This is a genomic window from Vibrio marinisediminis, from assembly GCF_014050145.1.
GTDB lineage: Bacteria > Pseudomonadota > Gammaproteobacteria > Enterobacterales > Vibrionaceae > Vibrio > Vibrio marinisediminis.
On sequence record NZ_JACFYF010000001.1, the window covers coordinates 108,682 to 133,491 of the forward strand.

Sequence of the window (24,810 nt, forward strand, 5' to 3'; positions counted from 1 at the left end):
CCAATCATGTGTACTCTAAAACTGTATTCGCAATAAAATTGGGATTTTGTTCAATATCGCTACGTTTATGCCTTTGTTTCATTAGCGAAATAGCCTCACGGCGACAACGAACATTAATTTTCCTATACAGTTTATAAACGTGAGTCTTAACCGTACTTTCTGTTACAAACAGCTCATCAGCAATTTGTTGATTGGAGTAACCATTAACTAAACGTTGCAGTATCTGTTGCTCTCTTCTGGTTAAAAGATCCAATATGTCATGAGAAGGCGCCGTGGTAATTAAGAGATTCTTTAACATAGCAACCATCAGTTGCCGAGGTAGCCACATACCCCCTTGGCTAACATGCTCAATACACTTTATCAGGTGCTCATGAGACGAGCTTTTAAAAAGCACCCCCTTTAAATTCTTCATCTTGATCAATTGGACTTCTGAAACATCATCTGGGATATTATAAATTATCAACATCCCCACCTCTAATAAGTTATTTATTCCCTCTATGTCACTGAATTCAATTAGTAATACATCATTATTATCCATCTTGTTGGTCATATTAAAATCTTCGCAAGACTTTAATGTGACCGAAATTCCTTGTACTTTTGCCAACGTATCGTAAAGCACTCGATTTTGTATATTTAGATGACCTAGTAATACTAAGTTTGTATTTTTTATGCTCATTAAATTATCACTTACCAGCCAATAGACACAGTAATCTTAGATCGACCTACGTGATATTCAACACATCACTCACAAAAAAACACGATCTGGACCACAAAAACAATTAACACCTAAATATCATACAGTTAGATCACAAAAGCGAATAAAAACCCAGTCTAAACCTTTAGGTTATTGTTTTTTAAACATATGCATTACGTTATCTCTAACCTCTTTATCCTAGTAACTGATACTTTTATTCTTTAGATACATACGGTTAAAAATACATGCCTTAAACGAGCGCTATTTCCTTCAAACAATATTTATTTTTCGTTAGTTACAAAAACATCATTTTTGACAAATCAGACTACTACTTTTGGATCGGATTCCTTCTTACAAATAGAACTTAATTAAAACTCGCGTTTTTCTTTTTATATTTATCATTACTTTGTCTTTCATATAACTAAGACAGCTTGCTTGAATCAATAAAAGGATAAAAGGGACTAATTATGAAATATGTAGCAATCACAGCCGCAATCCTAGCCGTAATTGGAAGCTCTGTAGTAAGTGCAGCTCCTGACGTTACCGCAGCCTCAACCACGCTAACTAAAAATATCGAACCCAAATGTAATATCGGTTTGTGGGCAGTCGGTACTGATGGCTCAGTTGGTGGCGATGTTGGCAATGGACTAGGTGATGATTATGTACACAGCGAATTAAATGACCTTAAAACCAGTGGGCAAAGTATTACAGGTAGAGCTAAGTGTAATTCTTCTGGCGGATTCGATGTTCATGTTGTCGCAACAAACGGGACTTTAAGTAACAATGACTTGTCAGGAAATGGAGGACCGAGAACCGTAGATTATACTTTAGAAAACAACGGGTCTGATAATTTTGACAATTCTGGCGGTGACTTTACGTCTGCAACAAATATCGCTAGCAACACTCGCTACCTTGTTGGTTCAGGGGTAGATACTCAACGCGCAGAGTTCAAATTATTGATGAAATTGGCAGCGGGTGAAGAATTCACATACGCAGGTCAATACACTGAAACACTCACGTTTGATCTCACTCCTTTATAGTCAAAAGGAATTAGGGGGTTATGCCCCCTATTTTCTTGTAACATCAAACACGCTGTTTAAGGAGGAACTTATGCGTCTTTTAAGCACTATAATGCTAATGCTGTTTGTTGGTTCAGTTCAAGCCAACTTTAACATTTCCCCCCTTTCTCAAACTATTAGTACCAAGCAGAAGTCGGCCAGTTATACCTTAGAAAACTTAACTGACCGCAAAGCTGCGTACGTTGTTAAAGTTGCAACCCGCACAATTAACTCTATGGGGGAAGAGCTCAGAGAGGAAACCAAAGAAATCCGTGTATTCCCATCAAAAATCATTCTCGAGCCTCAACAGAAAAAACGCATTAAGGTGATTTACCTAGGCAAACGAAACATCGAGCAAGAAAAAGCATTTCGAGTGGTTTTTATGCAGCTAGATCGCGATGTTACGGAAAGCGAAAAATCTGAGTTAAACGCAAAATTTAACTTCCATACTGCATTTTATGTTACGCCTAAAAACGCGGAAGCCCGTCTTAATGCCAATCTCACGCAAGGAAATGAAGGTCCTCAATTAGCTCTTGCCAATCGAGGAAACAAACACATTATCCTTCAAGACTGGAAGTTGAAGCTAACTTCCGGAGAGCAGAGTGTTATCTATGACCAACCACTGCCTGATATCAATATGCTTGCCAACAGTAAGGTTTTCATACCCCTTTCTAGCAAGGCTAATTCATATGATTTAGCTGAAATTGTTACACACTAAGATGCTCTTTTATCATGGTGGTCTCGCGCTCATTTAACCCACTAATTCTCTGCACTGCGTGTGTAGCACCTTCTGCATTCGCTATGGAAATGATTCTGCCAATTGATGTGGATATTGTCGGTCAAAGGGCTGAAATCACGGGTTACCTTGATGATGAGCGAGAAAAGTACTGGGCATTGGAAGGGAATGAATTAATACCTATTTTGGCTCGTTCGGTCGATGCCACTAGGCTGGATACATTAAGGAGCGTGCTACAAGATAGAATAGTGACTGAAGCTGACTTTAAGCAAATTGGTTGGTCTAGTGAATACAATGTCGATGAGCTACTCATCTCTATTATTGTGCCAGTATCTGAACGAAAACTAATTGAGATCCCTTTACAACCCGCTGGTAATAAAGAGCCACCAAACAATCTTCCACATGTTCAACCTGCGCTGTTTAGCGGGGCGTTGAACACTTATTGGTCTCATACTCACAATCTGGTTGAAACAGATTATTCGGCTTCACAAGTCGCGACTCGCGCCACCGCAGCCTTTGGTGCTATTACCTTAGAAGATGGACACACCTATACTTACAATCATTTCACTAACCAAGGCAGCTGGTTAAGAGATCGCTCACGATTAATGGCAAATTTACCCAATCGCGCCGGTTTCATTCAATTTGGAGACTATCGAACCGAAACCGAGATCGCATCATTACCCAGCGGAGATTTATTCGGGCTTTCCTACTCATATCAACCTGAATACATTGAAAATATTAGTAAACCTAATATCGTGCCCCTCAGCTTAGAATCTACATCTCTAGTCACCATTCGTATCAACGGTGAAGATTACCGGACAATTCGACTCGCGGCTGGACAATATAACCTACAAGATTTGCCGTTAGAGCAAGGGGTGAATGATGTTGAAGTCAGCTATATCGACCAAAGCGGCATTGAGCAAAAACGATTTTTTAATTTGGTGGATCACCCACAACTACTCCTACAAGGGGATATTGAAACACAGTGGGTCTATGGCGCTGAACAGATCTATCAAGATAACGGCGAGAAAAAGATAGATACAGATAGTATGAATACCCAAGGGGTGGTTTCCTTTGGCCTTACTGATTGGTGGACCCTCTCTTCTTCACTACTTATTGGGCAAGAATTACAACGCTACTCAATTGAACAAAGCTTTGCTGTGGGAGATTTCTTTATAACCTTAGATGGCAAACTCAGTGAGCTCGAAAATTCAAAAATTTACGATGTCCAAAGCCAGTTCTATGCCAGCGAGTTATTTGACCGCAATCTTTCAAGTATTTCACTTCGCTATGGCATCAACAAAACCTCTGACGAGGCGCCTCTTAACCACACTATCGGTCTAAGTTCTGGAATTAAAACCCCTTTAGATATCGGTTATCTCTCTTTCAATCTTGAGCATCAATTTAATGATCAAGGGACCACGAAGCAATCAGCATCCGTCAATACCAGCTATCGAATCAACGAACTTGTTAGCACAAGCCTCAATTTACGTTGGCAAAGATATAATGACACCATTGACCGCAGCCTATATTTGACCATTTCACTGCCATTGCGCTGGAATGACGTTAGCGTATCAACTCGCACATCCTATAACAGCGGGGTTGATGAGTATCAAAGTGAGGTATCCGCTTCTCAATACAAAACCGATTACTATTGGCGTGCATCAGCCAAATATAAAGATGAGCAATATGATGGCTTTGATGGCTATGGGAAATGGTATGGTGACAAAGTCACTTGGAATGGGCGCTACTCCTCACGCAACGTGTCACAAGAATCCAGCAGCCGAACCATTAGCGTTGGTGCCGATACCGCCATCGCTTGGGCAGGTAGCAACGTAGTATGGACATCACCGGTAACAAGTAGCTTTAATATTGTTTCCATACCCGAAGAACACGCTGAAAAATATGCACTTGAATATGACCAATATCGACGTATTCAAATCATCCCAGCCGAAGAAGGCGGACAAGAAAGCCTCATTGTCCCTGTGCGCAACGATGGGCACAAAACAGTTAAAGTCGGCGGCGACAACCTAGAGTTTAACGAAGAGCTAAAACAAGGTGAATTTGTCGCGTTTGGTGGGTTATATAGCGGTTCAGCGCATCAAATACTCATCAAAAAAGGCTACTTTGTCAGTGGATTTTTCCACAATCAGCAGCAAGCGCCAATGGCTGATATCGTTGGAGAATTTAGAGATAAAGGCTCTAAGCAAACCTACCCATTCTTTACCGATGAAATGGGTAATTTCGAACTCGACGTATTGCCTGAAGGGGATTATCAAGTCTATTTTTACGACAATGTGGCACAACCCATTGAGCTAAAAATCACTCAGCAACAAGTCAGTGACGAGGTATTTATTGATCTTGGTGTTGTGCCTGTCAGTGCGAATTTATAGCTAAATGGTAAGTGAAACTGTCACCTTCATCTATAAACATCAATGTCGCTGCAATGGGTTCAGCATTATCGACCCAGACTCTAAGCAACGTATCCTTGATTACTACCAAAGGGCAGAAGTCAGGTATTTCCTTGAAGAGTTGCTGTTTATATTGGAACCATCGACAAGCAGCAAAGTCGTCTCTAGCTACTTTTGGCAGCGTAAAGACTATTCACATGACTTAGCCACTGAAATGGGTTTATCAGACATTACACTGACGATTTCATCAGAACGCAGCGCATTAAAGCTGCTATGACCATCCTTGGTCATCTTTTACTATAGTTCGCCAGATTATGTTGATTCCAGTTCAATCTGACGAGAAGGCCCTGACTCAACAATAAAATCATCATCATGACTCACCAGAATATAGCCCCCTTGATAGGCACTGAGCGCTTGAGCGAGCACAATTTTTGACTCCAAATCCAAGTGATTATCTGGCTCATCCAACAGTAACAAGGGTTGGCTTCTCTGATGGCTGACAATCAACATCGCCAGTTTCATTTTCTCACCACCGCTTAGCACTTCACCAAGGCGAAAAACGCTGTCACGGCGAAAGCCGATCCCTGCCAACAATGTCCTTGCATCACTCTCTGCAAGCCCCTCACAATACTGTAATAAGTTGTCCAACATCGAAAGTTGGGGGTTAATTACAGCAAAATGTTGGTCTAGATAATAAAGCGAAGTATTGACTTGTATCGTCCCTTGAAGAAGAGCGACCTCACCTTGCAACACTTTCAATAGCGTTGATTTGCCGCAACCGTTCTTACCGGCGAGGTGGATTTTTTCGTTAGCACATACCTGAAAGGTCAAGGGTGCAAGATGAGTAAATGGTAGTACTCCATCAAACATTGTTACGACTTTTATTGACCGGCTTGGCATGCTATTCAAATAGAGATTCTGCCCTCGAAGGTGCTCTTGCCTCAATGCCAATACCTGCTCTTGCTGCTGCAAATAGGCGCGTCTCAACTGTTCATTCTTGCTGCTATTCGAAGCGCGTGCCGTTGCACTCTCTTTTTTCGCATCTAATAGAATTTTAGGTTGGCTACCGTCTTTTCGCATTCGCTTACCATGAGAGGCTCGCTGTTCGGCTTTCTCTCTATTTCGCTGAGCTTGCTCTTCCAACTGTTTTTGTTGCTTATTGATATGCGCCATCCGCCTCTCAACCGCAAGGCGTTCTGTCTGTTTCTGCTCTGTATAGAAATCGTAGTTGCCACCAAACACAGTTAAACCGAGGCTTGAAAGATCCCAAATTTCATTCACTTCTCTGAGTAGTTCTCTATCGTGGCTAACCAGTAAAATAGCCCCTTTAAACGCTTTAATACGCTCAATTAACCATTGCTTACTAGCTGTATCTAGGTGGTTGGAAGGCTCATCAAGAACCAATAATTGAGCATCACTCTCAAACAATTGCCATAACTGCAATCGAGCCAATTGCCCTCCGCTGAGCTTGGCACAAGGAAAGTACGGGTCTTGCGGCAAACCCATCGCCAGAAGCTGTTGCCCAAGTCGACTGAGTAGGTCCCATTCCTCACCCACTATCTCAAATAGAGCTTCCGAATACGCACCATCCTCAATCTGATTTATTGCCTCAAGCACTGCACTTTTTCCGAGAAACTGCGCAATAGAGAGTTCACTCGCCAGCAATTCAGACGGTTGTTGCTTGTAGATTGCAAAGGAGGAAGATAAAACAACACTGCCCTCCGTCGGCGTTATTTCCCCAACCAAAATTGAGATTAAAATTGATTTTCCAACGCCATTTCGTCCGACTAAGCCAACACGACTCTCTCCCATTGAGCCCGATAGCTGCTGAAACAACTGGTCACCGTTGTCAAATTGATGATTGATATTAGAAAACTGTAAAACTGGCATCATTTGCCTCCTGTAAACAGGGACAACAGCCGCAGCGACACGCAATCTAGTAAGAAAATAGATCGTCACCCATTCTGGTTAACACCATATAAAAACGGTTTTATAGCGATAAGTAACGATATATCGGAAAGTGAGCTACGCCTACTAACCCTGTGAATCCAAAAAATAATATGAAATATGGATGACAGGTTTAGTTCTTCATGTTGGCGTAATCTCTTATAGAAATGATGGTGAAATTCTAACCATTGTAACGTCTGTAAATCAAGCAACTTTGTAATAGGTAATTGTTTCTGCGAGCCATGATTAGAACAAAACACCGCATTGAACCACGGTGTTTTGTTCGTTTGTTTTACTCGGTCTAAATGTTAAGCGATATCGTCACACACTCGGTTTTGTACATTCGGCGGCGCAGGTTCATAGTGACTCAATGTCATATTGAACGTACCTTCACCACCCGTGAGTGAACGAAGCCTTCGCGCATAATCTTGTAGCTCATTAACCGGTGCTTTCGCCTTTAAAATGGTAAAGTTATTCGCCTCAGGCTCTGTACCTTCAATCAAGCCACGGTTACCGGACAAATCACCCGACACATCACCCACACTAGATGTAGGGATATACAATTCCATTTGCACGATAGGCTCCAAAACAATAGGCGCCGCATTGTTGACCGCATCTAAAAATGCCTTTTTACCCGCAATAACAAAGGCGATCTCTTTTGAGTCAACAGAATGATATTTGCCATCATAAACGGTGACTTCCAGATCTTTAATTGGATTACCGGAAATCGCCCCCTCCTCCAGCGCCTGATAAATACCTTTTTCAACCGCAGGAAGTAGCGATGTCGGAATAGAGCCACCCACGACTTTATTAACAAAATGAAACCCTGCTCCACGCTCTAATGGACGAACCTTTAGCTGAACTTCACCAAACTGCCCCGCACCACCACTTTGCTTTTTGTGACGGTATTGCCCTTCCGCCGCTTTCGTTATGGTTTCAAAATATTCCACACTTGGTTGATCGGTATCGACATCTAACTTATAAATATTCGACATTTTTTCTAAGGCAACTTTTAGGTGAAACTCGCCTTGACCGCTAAGGATGGTCTCATTAGTGCGGGTACGATGTTCAATGCGTAACGAAGGATCTTCACTCACAATACGGTTAAGGACATCACCCAGTTTCTGTTCATCACCGCGTTTTTTCGTTTTCAAACTGATCGAGTACATCGAGTTCGGGAAATTGAGTGTTTTTAATTGCACATCATCTTCGGCATGCGAGTCATGTACGATGGAGTCAAACTCTAACTCATCCACTTTCGCCAGAACGCAGAAATCTCCAGCTAATGCCTTATGAATTTCATATCGCTCTTTCCCTTGTAACTGGTATAGGTGCCCTATTTTAAAAGATTTATTACTGCCACCAATATACAACTGGCTACCCGCCGTTATCTCTCCTTGGAAAACACGTAAATACGCCAGCTTGCCCATATAAGGGTCAACACTAACTTTGTAAACATGAGCGACACTATGCTCTAGCGTTTCACAATTTACTTTTACCTTCTGACCATTTTTTTCAAGCAGTGGTGGGTTACCTTCATTTGGCATTGGCATAATTTCGCTGAGGGTTTTCAGCAACAATTCCACCCCTGCCCCTGTTTGTGCCGACACAAAACAAATTGGGATAACATGGTGAGTTCGAAGCGCTTCTTCAAATGGGTCATGAAGCTGCTCAGGCGTGAGCTCTGAACCTTGTTCAAGGTACAACTCCATCAACTCTTCATCGACCTCTATGACCTGATCAATAAGCGTTTCATAAGCTTCACTCACATTAGACACCATTGTCTCTTGTTCAGGTTGAGGATCAAAATAGCAATCAACCACAGATTGTCCATCTGCTGAAGGAAGATTTATTGGTAGGCAGTTATCACCAAAATGGTCAAAAATTTCATCTAAAATTTGTTCCAGCTTATTACCGTGGTTATCCAACTTATTAATGATGATCATTTGGCATTTTTTCTGCTCTTTCGCAAATGCAAATAGTCGGTTGGCTGTTTGATTTATCGGTGTTTGCGGGTCAATAACAAGAGCTGAGGTTTCTACTGCGGGGAATATGCTGAGGGTTCTACCTAACAGTTCACTTTGCCCCGGAGTGTCAATAATATTGAGCCGGTGTTTTTGCCAAGCGAGTGTCACGGGGGTTGCTTCAATGCTACGTTGATATTGTATGGACTGGGCATCAAAGTCGGTGACTGTATCCCCTTTTTCGACGCATCCTAAATGCGTTGTTGCCTCTGAAACAAAAAGCAGTTTTTCGATCAGCGTGGTTTTGCCTGTACCTGTTTGACCAACAAACGCAATGTTGCGAATCTTATTGATAGGCATAGAGCCTCCTTGCGAGATGACGAGAGAAGACAACCTGATTTCAGGCTAAAAAGTGGCTTAAGTGGGCGGGTTTACCGCCTTCTCGTCTTCCATGTCATTTTTCGGATGACTCTATGCATAGGTACCTCAGTCATTGATGATAAGAGGGCTTAACTAGCGTGCCGCATCAACGACAATATTTATGTGACTTATTTCAAGCTGCTTTGATTACATTCTAATCTATTTAACAAAAATCACCTTTAATGGGGTTCAACAAAGTGACAAATCCAACGCAATTTCTCACCACAGAAAAAGCGGTGCGGTATAATTCCGTCTCACTGATGTTGAATTCAACAAAAATTTGTCAAGAAATTAGAATGTAACAAAGTCATTCATTCTGTGTTCAGGTTCACAATTTTATATTGGTAGCTGTTCTAACACACAGTGGAAAACAAAAATGAAAACAAAAATGCTCGTTACGACTCTAATTCTTGCAGCCTCTACTTCTGCATTCGCTCAAGGCTTCCAAGGCACTGAAAACAATGCCTCTGGTTTTAACGGTCCAACCCAAGGTATCACTACCATTCAGCAAGTATTCGACGCTGGAACATTTAGTGATGATATGCCTGTCACTCTAACGGGCAACATCAAGTCATCACTAGGCGGTGAAATGTACATTTTCACCGACAGCACCGGTGAGATTACTATCGAAATCGATAACGACAAATGGATGAACCAATCTGCGACTCCTGAAAACAAGGTACAAATCGTTGGTGAAATTGATAAAGACATTTCAGGCACAAAAATCGACGTAGACGTACTGCGAGTGATGTAATCACTGATTAACCATTGAAAAGAGCCAGTCAATAAACTGGCTCTTTTTGTCATTTTTAGCCCTACCGATTATCCACGAAAGATCCGCATTAATTAGGTGAAACCGTCATAGTGCTACTTCACAACAGACAAATACGCTAAGATGCTCGCCATTATTTTCGCTAGAGCCTTTATTACTCAATGACTACTGCCAAAACGCCAAGCTGCACCTTTACTGAACTTGCCCTAATCCAACCTTTGTTAGCTCGACTAATAGAGCTGGAATATCAACAGCCTACACCGATACAAGCGCAAGTTATTCCAAGTGTGTTAGCAGGACGTGACCTAATTGCAGGTGCTAATACAGGGTCAGGTAAAACGGCTGCTTTTGCGCTGCCAATGTTGCAGACCATTTTTAAGCAACAAACAACCACGCATGCAAAAGACCGCAAAGGTAACTACGTTGCTGGGCTAATTTTAGTACCAACACGTGAACTTGCTAAACAGGTTGCCGATAGCATTAAGTCATACGCCGTACACTTCCATGGCGCGATTAAAACAGTTGCTGTTTTTGGCGGCGTATCAACCAACACACAAAGACTCGCTCTTCGTGGCGGCACCGACATTTTGGTGGCAACCCCTGGTCGATTACTCGATTTGATCTCCAGCAATGCGATAAAACTCGACCGAGTAAAAACGTTAGTGCTGGATGAAGCCGATCGAATGTTAAGCCTTGGCTTTACTGAAGAACTGGCTGAATTGTTAAACCAATTACCTAGACAAAAACAAACACTGTTGTTTTCAGCGACCTTCCCTGAACAAGTACAAGCATTAACTCAAGAGTTACTAAACAACCCTATTGAGATCCAACTTCAAAGTGATGATGCCAGTACTGTCGTACAACGTGTTTTTAACGTCAATAAAGGCGAGAAAACTGCGGTACTAGCCCACTTGATTAAAAAGCACCAATGGCGACAGGCGCTTGTTTTCGTTAATGCTAAAAACAGCTGTGAGCATTTGGCTGATAAGCTCTATAAACGTGGCATCGAAGCTGATGTCTTCCATGGTGACAAAGGGCAAGGCTATCGTACGCGTATTCTTGATGCATTTAAGTCAGGTGAGATTGAAGTGCTTATTGCCACTGATATTGCCGCTCGAGGCTTAGACATTGAAAAGCTACCAGTTGTGATCAACTTTGATTTACCAAGAAGCCCTGCAGACTACATGCATCGTATCGGTCGAAGTGGTCGTGCAGGCGAAATAGGTCTCGCCTTATCATTGATTGATTATGAAGATACTCATCATTTCAGCATTATCGAGAAAAAGAACAAAATTCGTCTAGAGCGTGAGCAAGTTGAAGGGTTCGAAGTTAATGAAGTCATCACTGAAGAGATGTTAGCGGCGAATAAACCACAGGCAAAACCTGAAGGTACCGGCAAGAAAAAGCGTAAGAAGAAAGCACTTAATAACGCCGATATTTGGTTAAGAAACTAGGGGCGCATCCCTAAGCCCCCAAGTGTTTCTTTGGGGATGCCAACATAACGTCGCTGCTTCATAACAAAACTGTGTTATTAACGCTTTGTTGCAAAAAGCTTTGTTATAAAAAGCGACGTTATATAAATATTCAAGCCATTGATTTAATACTGAACGTTAGAGGTAAAGGTAATGAGTGGGACAGTTCGAACAAATATCCAGATAGGTTCAAAAGTAAACATCGTTCTTAAAAAAGATCAACGAAGCGGTAACCTAACCCCGGGGATTGTAAAAGACATTCTAACCAAATCACCGAATCACCCGCACGGGATCAAAGTTCGCTTAGAAAGCGGTGATGTGGGACGTGTAAAAGAGATCAATTAATCACGCCTCTTCTAGCCTAAGACGAGAAACGCTTCATTGCTTCACGATAGCCATTTGGGGTTACTCGTTTATAAGCTTTAAATTGACGATTAAAATTCGCTTGGTTCTCGTACCCTACCTTCTCAAGAATTATACTGACTGGAAGGTCTGTATTGACCAACATATCACAAGCAATATTGAGGCGAATTTTCTTTAAATGCTGGCTAAAACTCTCAGTAAAATGTGTTGAAAACAATCTTCGCACGCTGCTTTCACTAAGAAATAAATGCTTAGCGAGGTGGCTCAAAGATATTTTTTCATTAAAATGCGCCAACAAATACGCTTCTGTTTTTTCAATATTATCTTTAGTCCGACTGTGTTCTTGGCTGGTCGTCTTGACCGTTGAATTGCTCAAACGAACCGTATTATTATCCTCAAGCAATAGATCAAAGATGGTCATCAAAGTCGCGAGCTGCTTTGATGGTGCCATCTCCGATACATCCTCCAATAGATTCACCACTTGCTCAGCCGTCTCTGTTGAGAATTCTAAGCCACGATTTGCATCTTCAAGCAATGCTTTTAATGGTTTGAGTTCTTGGCACTGATTAATTAAAGCATCTATCCACGGCTTCCTAAACCATATGACATATGTTTTATTTGTATCTGAGTCACTGATAGAGTCAGAATAAATTGCGTGAGGTAAGCCCGGTCCCATCAAAATCATGTGATTATGATAGAGCTCGCTATTGTAGTGACCTACAAAATAGTGCCCCGTGCAATTACGATGAATGGCAATTTCATACTCGTTGTGCCGATGCCAACCATAGCTTTTGCATGGTTCGAGTATTATTTTATATCGCCAAGATGCGCCTATTCGCTGAGGCACACGCTCCAACTTCCCCTTCATATTTATCCATAAAGTACTGATTGAGTATTTGCAGCCTACATCAAGAATAAAATATAAGCGAATAGTACTACCATCTAAGCGTATGTAACTCCTGAAAGTTAATACCTGACGCTAGAGTATGACTAACGAATCAACATCAGGACGATACTATGAATCAATTTATGAAAACCCTTCATCAGCTAGTCACCGAAAACCGCAAAATGTGGATTAAAGAAGTCGTTTATGGATATCGTATTTCGAACAAAGATCTATGGAAGTACTACGGCTACCAGTCACCTAATGAGATGAAAAACGATTTAGAGTAAGTCTGACTGATGGAGATATGGGGAGGAGAAAAACCGCCACCTTGAATTAAGATACCCACCGTACTTCGTTGAATATTGAGTTAAATAAAATAGGACACTGCCGCTGGTATGTGTCCTTAAACGACTGATGAAAAACACTCTGGACCGCTCCCCCGCTGCTCGTTCGTCTTTCCCAATCATCTATTGCATAATTTTGTTGCAAATTTATCACTAAACCCAGTGATTCTATTCAATTCTCAACGCGTAGAATCCTATAAACCAGTTTTTTACCCTACAAAAGTGCCATGTAAGCGAAACTTTACTGTGGTTACTAGCTAAAATTAAAGCATTATTTAACAACTTGTTTACACTTACTGTATCTGGTTATACCAAAATTCATCACTAGATTAGGTAATGTAAACAGCAGTATTATGCGGCGCCTCGTGTTTTACCAGAACACAGTTTTGCTAGAGAAGAGAACTAGGCGTGTTGATAGTTAACAAAACAGCAACAACCTAGGTATAACCTTTTGGCTAATGTCGAAGCCTGAGTACCCATACAGGCTTTGGTTACACTCTGAGCAGCTGCAGTCCAAAAGACACGCAGCGTCAAAAGGAGCTTGAGATGAATGTTCAGGCATTACCCATGCATCGGTTTATCGACCATAATGGGACCCTCATCACCCAACTACCCAACTGGGCTGATTTAGAAACCTTGGTCGGGTTTTATCAAGACATGGTCTTAACCCGCACCTACGACAACAAAGCCGTTGCATTGCAACGCACAGGGAAATTAGGCACTTACCCTTCGCACCTTGGATCGGAAGCCACTGGTGTTGCAGTAGGTCGAGCGCTTAAAGCTAACGATGTATTTGTCCCTTACTATCGAGACATGCCCGCGATGTGGTGCCGTGGTATTGGCATGGAGAAAAATCTGCAATATTGGGGAGGTGATGAACGAGGTAGCGATTTCGCCCCTGAAGAGAGTTCAGTTCCCAATCGAGACTTACCTTTCTGCGTTCCTATCGCCACGCAATGCACCCACGCTGTAGGCGTTGCTTCAGCACTAAAAATCCAAGGCAACCACGAAGCGGCTTTAGTTATGTGTGGTGATGGTGCCACCTCCAAAGGAGATTTTCTCGAATCAATCAACTGTGCGGGAGCATGGAACATCCCGTTAGTTTTCGTGGTCAACAATAATCAATGGGCGATTTCCGTCCCGCGCAGTTTGCAATGTGCTGCTGAATTTTTGTCTGAAAAAGCCAAGGGGGCTGGTATTCCCGGCATCACCGTTGATGGTAATGACGTTATTGCCGTCTATGACGCGACCATCACCGCCCTAGAGCGCGCAAGAAAAGGCAAAGGCGCCACGCTCATCGAAGCGGTCAGTTACCGCCTAAGTGACCACACCACAGCCGACGATGCCACCCGCTATCGCAACGAAGATGAAGTACAAACCGCATGGCAATATGAGCCAATTCGTCGTCTCAAAACCTTTTTGATTAATCAAGCAATGTGGAGCGACGATCAAGAACATCAGTGGCAAGAACAGTGCAAAGAACAAGTTGAATTAGCGGTCGAACGCTACCTTAACATGCCCATTCAAGCGCCAGAAACGGGCTTTGACTTCTTATATGAATCACTTCCTCAAGAGCTTCATGCTCAAAGGGATACGCTGATCAATAAAGCAATGCGAATGCAGGGAGGGAAGCATGGCTGAAATCACCCTAGTTGAAGCAGTCAACCTCGCACTGCATTATGAAATGGAACATGATCAGAACGTCGTCCTACTCGGTGAAGACGTCGGCGATAACGGCGGCGTATTCCGTGCAACGGTTGGTCTCAAACAGAAATACGGGCTCAAACGCGTTATCGATACGCCATTGGCGGAAGCGCTAATCGGCGGTGTCGCCGTTGGCATGGCAACACAAGGGCTGCGACCTATTGCCGAGTTCCAATTCCAAGGTTTTGTTTTCCCTGCCATGGAACATTTAATGTGTCATGCAGCAAGAATGCGTAACCGTACGCGAGGACGCCTTACCTGCCCCGCCGTATTCCGAGCCCCATTTGGCGGCGGGATACATGCACCAGAGCATCACTCAGAAAGCATTGAAGCTTTCTTTGCACATACCGCAGGATTCAAAGTGGTGGTGCCATCTTCACCTCAACGTGCTTATGGGTTGCTGCTTGCTGCAATTCGAAGCAACGATCCGGTGATGTTCTTTGAACCGAAACGCATCTACCGCACGGTGAAATCTGAGGTGGTCGATAACGGTGAAGCACTCCCTTTAGACACCTGCTTTACTCTGCGTAAAGGCCGCGATATTACTTTGGTCACATGGGGCGCTTGTGTGGTGGAGTCACTACAAGCAGCACAAACGTTATCAAATCGAGACATTGAAGTTGAGGTCATTGATTTAGCAAGTATCAAACCAATCGATACTGCCACCATTTTCCGTTCTTTAGAAAAAACAGGGCGCCTTCTTGTCGTCCATGAAGCAAGCAAAACCTGCGGCGTTGGTGCGGAGCTTCTGGCTAGAACTGCTGAACACGCGATGTGTTTACTTAAAGCACCACCCAAACGCATCACTGGTATGGATACCATCATGCCTTACTATCGCAACGAAGATTATTACATGATCAAGGAAGAAGACATCGTGCTCGCAGCTCGCGAACTTGTGGAGGGTTGGCAATGAAAACATTTAACTTACCCGATCTCGGCGAGGGTCTCGCTGAGTCTGAAATCATAAAATGGCACATAAATGCAGGTGATTTGGTCAAACTCGATCAAGTGGTCCTCACGGTTGAAACCGCAAAAGCAACCGTCGATGTCCCTGCCCCTTATAGCGGTCGTATTGTCCGTCGCCATGGCGAAGAAGGTGATGTGATCAACATTGGTGCCTTACTACTTGAAATCGACGAATCAGGATCCGAGCACATCGCTTCAGAGCAATCACAAACCGCCGATGCAGCAACCGTGGTTGGCAACGTTTCTCAGCAAGCACACAAGGTGAATGTTGATGACTTCTGGATTGGTGGTGATCATAGCCCGTCAACAGATAACCTGATCACTGCCCTCCCATCGGCTCGTTTACTCGCCAACAAACTCGGTGTCGATCTATCCTCGGTGAAAGGCAGCGGACCCAATGGCTTGGTCGTAGATGCAGACATCTACCAAGAAGCAGGCAAACAACACATTGGTACGGAAGTGCTCAAAGGTGCTCGCCGTACCATGGTGGCAACCATGACGGAATCCCACCAAAATATTGCAGCGGTCACCATTACTGAAGAGGCAACCTTGGATGAGTGGAAATCAGGTGAAGACATTAGTATTCGCCTTGTCCAAGCCATCGTCCACGCTTGTCAGGAAGAACCCGCAATGAATGCATGGTTTGATGCTGAAACAATGACTCGTTGCGTGCACACTACTGTCAACATTGGTATCGCTGTAGACAGCCAGCATGGCTTATATGTACCAGTACTTCGCCATGCCGATGAATTCGAGCCACGAGAAGTACGCCGCTGGTTGGATCAAACGGTAAAAGGGATTCGTGAAAGAAAAATCGGTCGAGAACAATTGCAGCACGCCACCATAACACTCTCTAATTTTGGGGCGATTGCCGGTATCTACGCCACTCCAGTAGTGACACCACCACAAGTGGCGATTGTTGGTGCCGGTAGGATCATCGAGAAAGTGGTCATTCGTGATGGACAAGCGATCGCAGTCAAAGCCTTACCATTGTCGATTACTTTTGATCACCGAGCCTGTACTGGTGGTGAAGCTGCAAGATTTACCAAAGCATTAGCTGAGCACTTAACAAGAGCTACGGTATAAGCTCCTATCCTGCGCTCTATTCAGTGAATTGAATGTAGGGCTTCCAATTGGAGCCCTAATTTTTCCTAAATGGCTATTTTCCAACCAAGCTATAGTTTTTATACAGCAAGTAAGAAATCGTCGCTAAAAAGGGAAGCATAGAGATGGAAAGAGAATGCATGGCGTTTGACGTAGTGATCGTCGGAGCTGGTCCCGCTGGTCTCAGTGCAGCATGTCGCTTGGCACAATTAAACCAGCAACAGCAAGGTGAGCCGCTATCAATCTGTGTGGTAGAAAAAGGCGCTGAAGTGGGGGCGCACATTCTATCAGGCGCTGTATTTGAAACTCGCGCTCTTGATGAGCTCTTTCCTGATTGGCAAAATATGGACGCCCCCCTCTCGGCTTCTGTTCAGCACGATGCGTTGCTCTTTCTTACCAACCAATTCAACCATATTCGTGTACCCGACTTTCTTACCCCAACACCACTGCACAATGGTCCCAACAACTACGTTATCAGCTTGGCAAACTTGTGTCGCTGGTTAGCTCATCAAGCTGAATCACTCGGTGTCGAGATCTACCCTGGTTTTGCTGCGTCAACCATTAACTATGATGCCAATGGAGCGGTGACAGGCATCAACACTTGCGATATGGGAGTCGATAAAGTTGGTAATGCCAAGCCCAATTTTGAAGCGGGCATTGAGCTAAAGGCTAAGTACACCGTTTTCGCTGAAGGCTGCCGCGGGCACTTGGGCAAAGAGTTGATCCAAAAATTTGATTTAGATAATGGCAAACAGCCACAGCACTACGCACTCGGTTTGAAAGAAATATGGCAACTGCCTGACTATGCCAAGGATCAGTGCGGCAGTGTTATCCACTCATTAGGTTGGCCTCTAAGTGAAACAAACTCCACCGGAGGCGGTTTTCTTTACCACATGGAAAACAACCAATTATCAGTTGGGTTGATCGTCGATCTAAATTACAGCAATCCCTATCTCGACCCTTTTGCTGAATTCCAGCGATTTAAACACCACCCTGCCATTAAACAATATTTGCAAGGCGCGCAGTGCATCGCTTATGGAGCAAGGGCTATCGCCAAGGGTGGGCTATCTTCATTACCAAAACAGCAGTTTCCCGGAGGGGTGTTGATTGGCTGTGATGCAGGTACGTTGAATGTTGCCAAGATAAAAGGTAGCCACACTGCAATGAAATCCGGCTTGTTAGCGGCAGAAGCTATTTTCAAAGCGGCGGCTCAATTAAAACCAGAACCTGATTACCAAGACGAATTTGAAAACTCATGGCTTTACAATGAGCTACGCGACACTCGTAATTTTGGCGCAAACATTCATAAATTCGGCAGTTTACTTGGTGGCGCGCTTTGTACGTTTGAACACAACCTATGGCAACCACTGGTTAAGAAGCCGTTACCATGGACAATCACCGATCAATCATTTGATCATCAGCAATTGCAACCCATTCAAGAGTGCCAACCAATAGCCTACCAAAAGCCTGATGGCGTGTTCAGTTTTGACAAACCCTCATCTGTATTTTTATCTGGTACGCAGCACGAAGAGAATCAGCCTTGCCACTTACACCTTGCCTTGCCACATATCCCTATCGACGTGCATTTAGCGAAATTTGATGAACCCAGCCAGCGCTACTGCCCTGCTGGTGTATATGAAATTATCGAGGTGGAGGGGAAAACAAGGTTTCAAATTAACGCGGCTAACTGTGTGCATTGTAAAACCTGCGATATCAAGGACCCATCGCAGAACATCACATGGCAAGCCCCTGAAGGCGGTGGCGGACCAAATTATCAGAATATGTAGTGTAGTCAATTACGCAAGATTTTTAGGCTTCACATTGCTCAAGTAGGGTTCGCTAAGTGATTCTTGCCCCCTTCGGCGTCAGAGCGTTAACTCATTGGCTCTCTGTTTATGTCGATTTGCCAAAGCTAGCTCGATCTCGCCCCTAATCACCTTGCATGACTCTCACCTTCTCTTGTAGAAAGACTGGCTTTTCGTGCCAACAGCGTACTTCGATGAAATTCTCGCTACTGCCAGACGATTGAGTATGGACTGCATAGCCAGCCGCCCTCTATGCATTTCTTTTTTTGGAATATAAAATCAATTAGGCTCACAAATTCCCATTCGAGAGCGCCACAGTGTAAATAAAAATGTCGATAGCAGCGGTGTAGCACTTGGTGATTGAGATAGTTTACCTTATGCAATAAATCCATATTTAGAGCATAAGGATTAACAGACTTCTGTCCAAATGTAACCGATAACCTGTTGTGGCTATCGGTACATGTCTATTTAATAAATATCAGGAATTACCATTGATATATTGCCATGGCAATACCAATACCAATAGCAAAGCAGAGACTGCCAATATAAAAGCAAGCTTTTTCAAACATAACTCCTCCCTTAAACCATCAACACTTTCACAGCCAAACCAATCAACACAACACCAGACAAGCGATCAATTGATACCGCATGTTTGCGCAGTCGTGTCATTGTGCTAGGGCGAGACAAGAAGCAAGCAACCAGTGAGTACCAAAGGGCATCAAGGATGACTGGCACTAGAACAATGATTAGACGTCCCATGAAGTTGTCAGCGTAGCCAACGAACTGACTGAACAACGCTAGAAAGAAGATAATAATCTTAGGGTTAAGCAGAGAAATAAGAAAGCCGTCACGCGCTGACTCAAGCAGTGTTGTATCTTTGCTTGCTGTTATTTTATCTGATAGACCACCTTTAGAACGCAGTGAACACACACCTAGGTAAGCCAAATATGCTGCACCTGAGTATGCTATTAGATTGAAGAATACAGGTGAGTTCTTTAGTGCGAGTGCTAGACCAGCGAGAGAGAGTGCCGCATAGATGCCCACGCCTACTGCATGAGAGCACGCAGTAACAACACCGTGAAGTCTACCACCTGCTAATGTGTTGCGTGATACCATGATAACGGATTGTCCCGGCGTCATTGTACCGAGTAGCGTCACAATGAATAGCGACGCGAATACTGAAAGTGTCATTTGAAACCTTTAACTTATTGATTATACGAATTTTGGATACAACTTGGTCTTTGATGACCTGTTACCAAGGTACATTCAATAGGTTATTATGCGTTGCTGCGTGAGCAACTGAGGTTTTAAAATTTTTCATGTAACAACTTTGCCATGTTGCAAAACTCATAGCAAGGATTGATTGTGGTGACGTTAAGTCTTGCCATTCATCTCATGCTAGCAACGGGAGCTATTCTTATAGCTTGGTGTTTACATAGGTGAATAGCGATGTTCTTAGCGATCTTGAAGTAGCACTGATTAAGGGCATATATGAGCCACCGATTGAGTTTAAGCGCAATACGTTGGCGTATGTTGTCAGCGTCTCGACGGTTTTGTCTCGTCGTGATCTTAAGCGATTTATTCAAGACTTCTTCACCTTTGGCAATGCGTACTGTCAAGCCGTTCACTCTGCTGCTGGTTATGGTCCGGTTGTTCGAATCAAACATATTCCGGCACTTTTCATACGCCGCCGCGAAGACTTGGGTTATACCTATAAACCGAGAATGTACGATGACGATGGACGATTTGATTATTTTGACGACCAGATTTACGACATAGCTCAATGATGATGCCACGCTGTTTCGTCGCCAGTATTACCGCAATGGCTCTCGTGCGGGTTAATTGCTTTACATGAACGACGCCATCATACCACCAGAGAAAAAACGATATTCTCAAAAAGTTGAGTGCTCAAGAAAGGATCACAACCTCAACATAGTAAACAAAATATTCCAAAAACCCGAACTATTGCCATTGATTGATTCACTAGCAGAACTGAATGATTTTGTTGGACTTGAGGCGATTAAAGCCAATTAATATGTCAGCCTGGAGCCGAAATATCAATTATCACCATTACAATAGAAAAATGCTTTAGTTATTTACTCGCTGATACAGCGTATAAATAACCACATCACAAAATAATTTAATCATTTATATTTTTAATATATTTTAGCTTAATAAACACCTACCACCATTTATAAATTATCACACCCATTGGAAATGTAATACAGAGTCCAAAAATTGAGATCGCAAACTTATTGGTGAGCAGGGATATTGACACTCAACAAAAAAAAGTGAATGGAAATAGATGAATTGGATTTATCCCGTGCCACAATGCAAGTTGATGATAATTTAGTCAATAATGAATTCAAGATACATCCATCTTTTTCATGCTCACACAATGCACCTCAAAAAACTCCTTACTTTACAATGACACACAAAAACCTCGTATAAAAATCACCCATAACCACCTGAAAGTTAAAGATAAAGGAAATACGACATGTTTATTTTTCTCGTGTCGATCAATTTTTTTGATTAACAGAATCATTCGTCTCGATCAATCAATTCGATCGATAAAAAAATGATACTTCTTAACAAAAATTTTTGTTCGTAACGATGCTAAATGATCATCGACCAGTATTTAATTATGAGTATAATTCTCAACTCTTAGACCTCACCAATCAAAAAACACAACAAATAACACACACCGTTTTTAAATGGATTTATATATAGATAAGGATATAGATACTGACTAGGATATTAGCAATGGATAAAGCAATAAAAATAGCATTAATGATTTCAATAATTATGCTATCTGAATTACTTGCCATTGAATTAAGTTCAATGAAAAGCAAAAATGAATCAGCTAAAATAATTGACACTATAAATAAAGAAATGAAGTCTATTTTTAATGACGCCTTGATATCGGCTGAAGTATTAAAAGAAATGGTGATACTTTCAGAGGGGCATACAATTTCTTTAGAAGCATTCAACAAACTGAGTCAGACACTGCTGTCTACTTATAGTCATGTGGACTCCCTGCTATTTCTACCAAATGGGATTGTGGCACTAGCCTACCCTTATGATGAGCATAAACTAGCTATTGGGCACAACGTTTTACAAGATCAAAATAGAAGGTTAGGTGCTAACCAGTCAATCACAGGTAGAAATAACACGATTATCGGACCAGTAAAATTAGTTCAGAATGGCAAGCAAGCGTTTATTTTACGTAAAGGAATTCTAAACGAAGATGTCTTCATCGGCTTTTCTTCTTCTGTTATCTATTTAGAGTCCGTTTTAGGCACTCTTGAAAACATACTAAATATCAATAAGGTAAGTAACTACTCGATCATAGGGTATAACCCAGATAACATTAACTATTTCGATAAAGTCATTAGCTCAAAAGGTATAATTGATGACAAAGCACACACCGGCATAATCAACATTTTCAACACAAGCTGGCAAATATCAATATCACCGAGTGACACTAATATACTGTTTCGATTACTCGTTATCTCTGCACTTTCATTGACTTTCTTTCTAGTAATCACACCTATTAAGTACTTTAATAAGTTCCGTCTTTCAGAAAAAGAACGCTGTGACTTACAAAAGGAAGCACATACAGACTTCCTTACAGGACTTCTAAACCGACGTGGACTCGAAAACAGAATTAATGCCTTAGAGACCGAAAATATATCAGGGTCTATCGCAATTTTTGATATCGATTTTTTCAAACATATTAACGATTCTTACGGGCATGAAGTGGGTGATATCATTTTGGTTCAGTTTTCAAAACTATGTGCCGCCAAGATGAATTCTGAATTTACTTTGTCACGAACTGGAGGGGAAGAGTTTATAGTTCTAATGCCTTACCTCAACCAATATCAAGCCAAGCAGTACTGTGAGCAACTTAGAGAAAGCGTAGAAAAAGCTCCATTTTTTGTTCGACATTTAGACATTAATATAACAGTCAGCATAGGAATTGCTTACTTTAGTGGCGCTGACCGAATGACGAGTGCTCTAAGCAATGCTGACGATGCTCTCTACAAAGCCAAAAATACTGGACGAAATAGAGTTTGCTTTAAAAACTAATATGAAAACTATCGATTCAAACTATAAAATACCATTTAAGCATAAGGTTAAATCTCATCTCTATCTCAAGACTCCTTTCCATCGTTCGAACAACTAGATCGTGACGTATAGCGAGGCTTTTTGAATAGTCCTATTCAGAGTAACTTGGCAATTGTGCTTTTATCTACGCTTGCAGTAATTGTAGTTTTTACGCATTCTCCGGTTTTTAGGTTAGCGACATCTTCCGCTAAGACTTCGGTCTCATGTTCGTAGGCATCTGAACTTCGAGAGGTTTTAGCGGTACCAATCATCATTAACAATACACTGCTTAACATTGTTCGCTTGAGCAAACTTGATCACCTTTTTCCCGATGCTTCGATACTCAATTTCAATAATTGGCTTTTGATTAGCTAACTCAACCGCCAGTTCATGCGCTTCGTTCTGTTTTACTTCCAATTTGGCAAAGAATTCATCTTGATGATTTTTTCACGGCAACCTTGTTGGGCAACATGAGCGTGACGATATGCTTAGAATAGTAAAGTTGTGTCTCTCTACTGGGGCAAGATGGAACGAAACTGCGAAGCTGAAGAGCTCTCAATTAACGCCATATAAAGTGACCTTCACTAATACTAAAACCAAGAAGAATCGCTCTGTACCGATTTCTAAAGAGTTGTACGAAGAGATCTATAAACCAACCTCAGGTGAATTGTTTGTGCAGTGCTACACGCCATTCTGCTACATTCTGAAAAACAAACTCGGCATCAATTTACCTTCCGGGCAAGCATCGCATGTGCTTCGCCATACGTTTGCCAGCCACTTCATGATGAATGGCGGTAATATTTTGGTATTACGTGACGTGCTTGGGCATGCTGATATTTCAATGACGATGCGATATGCGCATTTCGCTCCCGATCACTTAGCAGAGACCATTGAAAAGAACCCTCTCGCCTTTCTATAAATGCATATATTCGAATAGACATGCACTTTCCAACATTTGCACAAAATAAAAGTGTCTCAGGTGTAGACACTTTGTAGACACTTTCCAAATTTCAGGCAAAAAAGTATCCACCGGCATAGCCGGTGGTTTTTCATATGCGCCTATAAGGCTTTCTTACCGGCAGCGCCCTAGCAGGCGCATCACGATCTGACATTTGCATATGACGATTACTTGCGGCCCGTAAACGGGCTTCCTGGATATGGGATCGACAATTGCTCTCCCATTTTATCCTGCTCTAACTGGTGCTTTATGTAGTTTTGTATCTTGCTCGTATTCTTACCGACTGTATCTACATAATAACCTCGGCACCAAAACTCCCGATTTCGATATTTAAACTTCAAATCCCCAAATCGCTCATAAAACATCAGGCTACTTTTACCTTTCAAATACCCCATAAAAGCTGAAACGCTCATTTTGGGTGGGATTTCTAAAAGCATGTGGATATGATCTGGGCAGCATTCCGCTTCAAGAATATTCACATTTTTCCATTCACATAGTTTCCTCAATATTTCACCCACCGCTCTTCGTTTTTCTCCGTAGAACACCTGTCTTCTATATTTTGGTGCAAATACTATGTGGTATTTACAGTTCCAGCGTGTGTGCGCTAAGCTCTTTTCGTCCCCCATTGGGACCCCCTTTCAATTTTTGTTTAACCCTTGCAGTTGCCAGACCGCAAGATTGTTTTAACAAATTGAAAGGGGTTTTATAACTGGCTCATAGCTGAAAGCTTTACTGAACCCCCAGCCTAGCTGGGGGTTTTCTCTATACAAAAAAAGAGCCGCCAAAAGCGGCTCTTAATAATTCGTTTTTTACGAGTAATAACTAAATCACTCTTTACCGAACACGTTGTTTTCTTGCTCTTGTACGCGGATGAAAGTTGTACGCTTTGTTAGCTCTTTAAGCTTTGCTGCGCCTACATATGTGCACGTTGAACGTACGCCGCCAAGGATGTCAGAAATCGTTTCGTGAACACTGCCACGGAATGGCAATAGTACGGTTTTTCCTTCAGCTGCGCGGTATTTTGCCACGCCGCCAGAGTGCTTCGCCATCGCTGACTGTGAAGACATGCCGTAGAACTTAAATTTATTCCTACATACTG

General features: G+C 42.5%; 21 protein-coding genes and 2 pseudogenes. 15 read left to right on the forward strand and 8 right to left on the reverse strand.

The window, feature by feature from the left end:
• Nucleotides 1-4: 4 nt before the first annotated feature.
• Entirely contained in the window at nucleotides 5-676 is a 672-nt protein-coding gene (locus H2O73_RS00515) for a response regulator transcription factor (RefSeq protein ID WP_182105472.1), read from the reverse strand.
• A 485-nt stretch (nucleotides 677-1,161) separates the two neighbouring features.
• On the opposite strand from H2O73_RS00515, the gene H2O73_RS00520 reads away from it, so the two are divergent.
• From H2O73_RS00520 to H2O73_RS00535, 4 genes are all read left to right on the forward strand, one after another.
• Nucleotides 1,162-1,734, forward strand: a complete 573-nt coding sequence (locus tag H2O73_RS00520) for a hypothetical protein (RefSeq protein WP_182105474.1) — start codon at nucleotides 1,162-1,164, stop codon at nucleotides 1,732-1,734.
• A gap of 70 nt (nucleotides 1,735-1,804) precedes the next feature.
• Nucleotides 1,805-2,470, forward strand: coding sequence for a fimbria/pilus periplasmic chaperone (locus tag H2O73_RS00525; RefSeq protein WP_182105476.1), 666 nt, complete (start codon nucleotides 1,805-1,807; stop codon nucleotides 2,468-2,470).
• An 83-nt stretch (nucleotides 2,471-2,553) separates the two neighbouring features.
• Nucleotides 2,554-4,881 (forward strand): fimbria/pilus outer membrane usher protein, encoded by a 2,328-nt coding sequence (locus tag H2O73_RS00530; RefSeq protein WP_182105478.1) that lies wholly within the window; start codon nucleotides 2,554-2,556, stop codon nucleotides 4,879-4,881.
• A 4-nt stretch (nucleotides 4,882-4,885) separates the two neighbouring features.
• Complete coding sequence (locus tag H2O73_RS00535; RefSeq protein ID WP_182105480.1) at nucleotides 4,886-5,176, forward strand: hypothetical protein; 291 nt, start codon at nucleotides 4,886-4,888, stop codon at nucleotides 5,174-5,176.
• Between the two features lie 35 nt (nucleotides 5,177-5,211).
• On the opposite strand, the gene H2O73_RS00540 is transcribed toward H2O73_RS00535, so the two are convergent.
• Together H2O73_RS00540 and fusA are read right to left on the reverse strand one after the other, a co-directional pair.
• Complete coding sequence (locus H2O73_RS00540; protein WP_182106878.1) at nucleotides 5,212-6,789, reverse strand: ABC-F family ATP-binding cassette domain-containing protein; 1,578 nt, start codon at nucleotides 6,787-6,789, stop codon at nucleotides 5,212-5,214.
• 365 nt (nucleotides 6,790-7,154) lie between these two features.
• Nucleotides 7,155-9,170: an elongation factor G gene (gene fusA / locus H2O73_RS00545; RefSeq protein WP_182105482.1), complete on the reverse strand. Its 2,016-nt coding sequence runs from the start codon at nucleotides 9,168-9,170 to the stop codon at nucleotides 7,155-7,157.
• 436 nt (nucleotides 9,171-9,606) lie between these two features.
• Between fusA and H2O73_RS00550 the strand changes: the two genes are divergently transcribed.
• The 3 genes from H2O73_RS00550 (at nucleotide 9,607) to H2O73_RS00560 (ending at nucleotide 11,819) form a co-directional block, all read left to right on the forward strand.
• The gene (locus H2O73_RS00550) at nucleotides 9,607-9,984 is read left to right on the forward strand and encodes a NirD/YgiW/YdeI family stress tolerance protein (RefSeq protein ID WP_182105484.1); all 378 of its coding nucleotides are present in this window, start codon (nucleotides 9,607-9,609) and stop codon (nucleotides 9,982-9,984) included.
• A 179-nt stretch (nucleotides 9,985-10,163) separates the two neighbouring features.
• A complete protein-coding gene (locus H2O73_RS00555) occupies nucleotides 10,164-11,456 on the forward strand; it encodes a DEAD/DEAH box helicase (protein ID WP_182105486.1) in 1,293 nt (430 codons plus the stop codon).
• Between the two features lie 171 nt (nucleotides 11,457-11,627).
• Nucleotides 11,628-11,819: a YwbE family protein gene (locus H2O73_RS00560; protein ID WP_182105488.1), complete on the forward strand. Its 192-nt coding sequence runs from the start codon at nucleotides 11,628-11,630 to the stop codon at nucleotides 11,817-11,819.
• 16 nt (nucleotides 11,820-11,835) lie between these two features.
• Here H2O73_RS00560 and H2O73_RS00565 read toward each other — a convergent pair whose 3' ends face one another.
• Entirely contained in the window at nucleotides 11,836-12,705 is an 870-nt protein-coding gene (locus tag H2O73_RS00565; protein ID WP_182105490.1) for an AraC family transcriptional regulator, read from the reverse strand.
• Between the two features lie 149 nt (nucleotides 12,706-12,854).
• Here H2O73_RS00565 and H2O73_RS00570 point away from each other — a divergent pair, with 149 nt between their 5' ends.
• The 5 genes from H2O73_RS00570 (at nucleotide 12,855) to H2O73_RS00590 (ending at nucleotide 18,628) form a co-directional block, all read left to right on the forward strand.
• Nucleotides 12,855-13,010 carry a hypothetical protein gene (locus H2O73_RS00570; protein ID WP_182106969.1) on the forward strand — a complete coding sequence of 52 codons (156 nt, stop codon included), beginning with the start codon at nucleotides 12,855-12,857 and terminating at the stop codon, nucleotides 13,008-13,010.
• Between the two features lie 603 nt (nucleotides 13,011-13,613).
• Nucleotides 13,614-14,708 (forward strand): pyruvate dehydrogenase (acetyl-transferring) E1 component subunit alpha, encoded by a 1,095-nt coding sequence (gene pdhA, locus H2O73_RS00575; RefSeq protein ID WP_182105492.1) that lies wholly within the window; start codon nucleotides 13,614-13,616, stop codon nucleotides 14,706-14,708.
• The gene (locus H2O73_RS00580; protein ID WP_182105494.1) at nucleotides 14,701-15,684 is read left to right on the forward strand and encodes an alpha-ketoacid dehydrogenase subunit beta; all 984 of its coding nucleotides are present in this window, start codon (nucleotides 14,701-14,703) and stop codon (nucleotides 15,682-15,684) included. Before pdhA ends, H2O73_RS00580 begins: the two co-directional genes overlap by 8 nt.
• Entirely contained in the window at nucleotides 15,681-16,823 is a 1,143-nt protein-coding gene (locus H2O73_RS00585; RefSeq protein WP_182105496.1) for a dihydrolipoamide acetyltransferase family protein, read from the forward strand. Before H2O73_RS00580 ends, H2O73_RS00585 begins: the two co-directional genes overlap by 4 nt.
• Before the next feature lie 143 nt (nucleotides 16,824-16,966).
• Entirely contained in the window at nucleotides 16,967-18,628 is a 1,662-nt protein-coding gene (locus tag H2O73_RS00590) for an electron transfer flavoprotein-ubiquinone oxidoreductase (RefSeq protein WP_182105498.1), read from the forward strand.
• 597 nt (nucleotides 18,629-19,225) lie between these two features.
• Here the strand turns inward: H2O73_RS00590 and H2O73_RS00595 are convergent.
• A complete protein-coding gene (locus H2O73_RS00595; protein ID WP_182105500.1) occupies nucleotides 19,226-19,837 on the reverse strand; it encodes a LysE family translocator in 612 nt (203 codons plus the stop codon).
• Nucleotides 19,838-20,085: 248 nt separating this feature from the next.
• Between H2O73_RS00595 and H2O73_RS23410 the strand changes: the two genes are divergently transcribed.
• Both H2O73_RS23410 and H2O73_RS00605 read left to right on the forward strand, forming a co-directional pair.
• Nucleotides 20,086-20,433 (forward strand): hypothetical protein, encoded by a 348-nt coding sequence (locus H2O73_RS23410; protein WP_438696030.1) that lies wholly within the window; start codon nucleotides 20,086-20,088, stop codon nucleotides 20,431-20,433.
• A 976-nt stretch (nucleotides 20,434-21,409) separates the two neighbouring features.
• A complete protein-coding gene (locus H2O73_RS00605) occupies nucleotides 21,410-22,735 on the forward strand; it encodes a sensor domain-containing diguanylate cyclase (RefSeq protein ID WP_182105502.1) in 1,326 nt (441 codons plus the stop codon).
• Between the two features lie 273 nt (nucleotides 22,736-23,008).
• Here H2O73_RS00605 and H2O73_RS00610 read toward each other — a convergent pair whose 3' ends face one another.
• Nucleotides 23,009-23,170 carry a hypothetical protein gene (locus H2O73_RS00610; protein ID WP_182105504.1) on the reverse strand — a complete coding sequence of 54 codons (162 nt, stop codon included), beginning with the start codon at nucleotides 23,168-23,170 and terminating at the stop codon, nucleotides 23,009-23,011.
• A gap of 40 nt (nucleotides 23,171-23,210) precedes the next feature.
• Here H2O73_RS00610 and H2O73_RS00615 point away from each other — a divergent pair.
• Nucleotides 23,211-23,672 (forward strand): annotated as a pseudogene (locus tag H2O73_RS00615) (tyrosine-type recombinase/integrase); the annotation flags it as partial.
• 206 nt (nucleotides 23,673-23,878) lie between these two features.
• On the opposite strand, the gene tnpA reads toward H2O73_RS00615, so the two are convergent.
• Entirely contained in the window at nucleotides 23,879-24,337 is a 459-nt protein-coding gene (gene tnpA, locus H2O73_RS00620; protein WP_182105507.1) for an IS200/IS605 family transposase, read from the reverse strand.
• A 201-nt stretch (nucleotides 24,338-24,538) separates the two neighbouring features.
• Nucleotides 24,539-24,790: pseudogene (locus H2O73_RS00625) on the reverse strand (IMP dehydrogenase); the annotation flags it as partial.
• Between the last annotated feature and the right edge of the window lie 20 nt (nucleotides 24,791-24,810).

Bases quoted from the DNA above. Each gene is read 5' to 3' on its own strand.
- H2O73_RS00515 (WP_182105472.1), bottom strand. From the start codon at position 676: ATGAGCATAAAAAATACAAACTTAGTATTACTAGGTCATCTAAATATA.
- H2O73_RS00520 (WP_182105474.1), top strand. From the start codon at position 1,162: ATGAAATATGTAGCAATCACAGCCGCAATCCTAGCCGTAATTGGAAGC.
- H2O73_RS00525 (WP_182105476.1), top strand. From the start codon at position 1,805: ATGCGTCTTTTAAGCACTATAATGCTAATGCTGTTTGTTGGTTCAGTT.
- H2O73_RS00530 (WP_182105478.1), top strand. From the start codon at position 2,554: ATGGAAATGATTCTGCCAATTGATGTGGATATTGTCGGTCAAAGGGCT.
- H2O73_RS00535 (WP_182105480.1), top strand. From the start codon at position 4,886: ATGGTAAGTGAAACTGTCACCTTCATCTATAAACATCAATGTCGCTGC.
- H2O73_RS00540 (WP_182106878.1), bottom strand. From the start codon at position 6,789: ATGCCAGTTTTACAGTTTTCTAATATCAATCATCAATTTGACAACGGT.
- fusA (WP_182105482.1), bottom strand. From the start codon at position 9,170: ATGCCTATCAATAAGATTCGCAACATTGCGTTTGTTGGTCAAACAGGT.
- H2O73_RS00550 (WP_182105484.1), top strand. From the start codon at position 9,607: ATGAAAACAAAAATGCTCGTTACGACTCTAATTCTTGCAGCCTCTACT.
- H2O73_RS00555 (WP_182105486.1), top strand. From the start codon at position 10,164: ATGACTACTGCCAAAACGCCAAGCTGCACCTTTACTGAACTTGCCCTA.
- H2O73_RS00560 (WP_182105488.1), top strand. From the start codon at position 11,628: ATGAGTGGGACAGTTCGAACAAATATCCAGATAGGTTCAAAAGTAAAC.
- H2O73_RS00565 (WP_182105490.1), bottom strand. From the start codon at position 12,705: ATGAAGGGGAAGTTGGAGCGTGTGCCTCAGCGAATAGGCGCATCTTGG.
- H2O73_RS00570 (WP_182106969.1), top strand. From the start codon at position 12,855: ATGAATCAATTTATGAAAACCCTTCATCAGCTAGTCACCGAAAACCGC.
- pdhA (WP_182105492.1), top strand. From the start codon at position 13,614: ATGAATGTTCAGGCATTACCCATGCATCGGTTTATCGACCATAATGGG.
- H2O73_RS00580 (WP_182105494.1), top strand. From the start codon at position 14,701: ATGGCTGAAATCACCCTAGTTGAAGCAGTCAACCTCGCACTGCATTAT.
- H2O73_RS00585 (WP_182105496.1), top strand. From the start codon at position 15,681: ATGAAAACATTTAACTTACCCGATCTCGGCGAGGGTCTCGCTGAGTCT.
- H2O73_RS00590 (WP_182105498.1), top strand. From the start codon at position 16,967: ATGGAAAGAGAATGCATGGCGTTTGACGTAGTGATCGTCGGAGCTGGT.
- H2O73_RS00595 (WP_182105500.1), bottom strand. From the start codon at position 19,837: ATGACACTTTCAGTATTCGCGTCGCTATTCATTGTGACGCTACTCGGT.
- H2O73_RS00605 (WP_182105502.1), top strand. From the start codon at position 21,410: ATGGATAAAGCAATAAAAATAGCATTAATGATTTCAATAATTATGCTA.
- tnpA (WP_182105507.1), bottom strand. From the start codon at position 24,337: ATGGGGGACGAAAAGAGCTTAGCGCACACACGCTGGAACTGTAAATAC.